Origin of the sequence: Paenilisteria riparia FSL S10-1204, from assembly GCF_000525995.1 — a bacterium.
In the GTDB taxonomy this organism is placed as follows: domain Bacteria; phylum Bacillota; class Bacilli; order Lactobacillales; family Listeriaceae; genus Listeria_A; species Listeria_A riparia.
In genome coordinates, this window is the sequence record NZ_AODL01000069.1 from 1 (window position 1) to 774 (window position 774).

2 tRNA genes and 2 rRNA genes are annotated in these 774 nt (G+C 48.6%); all 4 read left to right on the plus strand.

Annotation, left to right across the window (positions count from 1 at the left end):
- Positions 1 to 185, plus strand: a 16S ribosomal RNA gene (locus PRIP_RS16030); the annotation flags it as partial.
- 120 nt (positions 186 to 305) lie between these two features.
- Positions 306 to 379 (plus strand) — tRNA-Ile (locus tag PRIP_RS16035).
- 58 nt (positions 380 to 437) lie between these two features.
- A tRNA-Ala gene (locus tag PRIP_RS16040) sits at positions 438 to 513 on the plus strand.
- A 180-nt stretch (positions 514 to 693) separates the two neighbouring features.
- Positions 694 to 774 (plus strand): 23S ribosomal RNA (locus PRIP_RS16045); the annotation flags it as partial.

Consider the following 774-nt stretch of genomic DNA (forward strand, 5'->3'; position numbering starts at 1 on the left):
CAGCATTCCACGGTGAATACGTTCCCGGGCCTTGTACACACCGCCCGTCACACCACGAGAGTTTGTAACACCCGAAGTCGGTAGGGTAACCTTTATGGAGCCAGCCGCCGAAGGTGGGACAGATAATTGGGGTGAAGTCGTAACAAGGTAGCCGTATCGGAAGGTGCGGCTGGATCACCTCCTTTCTAAGGAAAAGGAAACCTACGGTTTGTTTTATCGGTTGTTTTTGTTCAGTTTTGAGAGATTAATCTCTAGTTAGTGGTAAGCACTTTTTCTGGTCTAAGGAAGAGGCGCTTTTTATTGACGGGCCTATAGCTCAGCTGGTTAGAGCGCACGCCTGATAAGCGTGAGGTCGATGGTTCGAGTCCATTTAGGCCCACTTTCTGATCACCATGTGTGGTAGAAAAAAGCACTAACGCATTATATATCCTTATTACGGGGCCTTAGCTCAGCTGGGAGAGCGCCTGCTTTGCACGCAGGAGGTCAGCGGTTCGATCCCGCTAGGCTCCACCAAAAGATAGTTGTTCTTTGAAAACTAGATAAGAAAGTTAGTAAAGCAAACGCGCTATCCGATTGGATGGAACGTTGACTAAGTAAGAAACCGAGAATCAACTGAAAGTGAATCTTTCACCTAACGGATAGCTTCATCGCTGGAGCTAGAGGTTAGGAACCAACCCGTGAGGTAACTCACATGGTTAAGTTAGAAAGGGCGCACGGTGGATGCCTTGGCACTAGGAGCCGAAGAAGGACGGGACTAACACCGATATGCTTTGG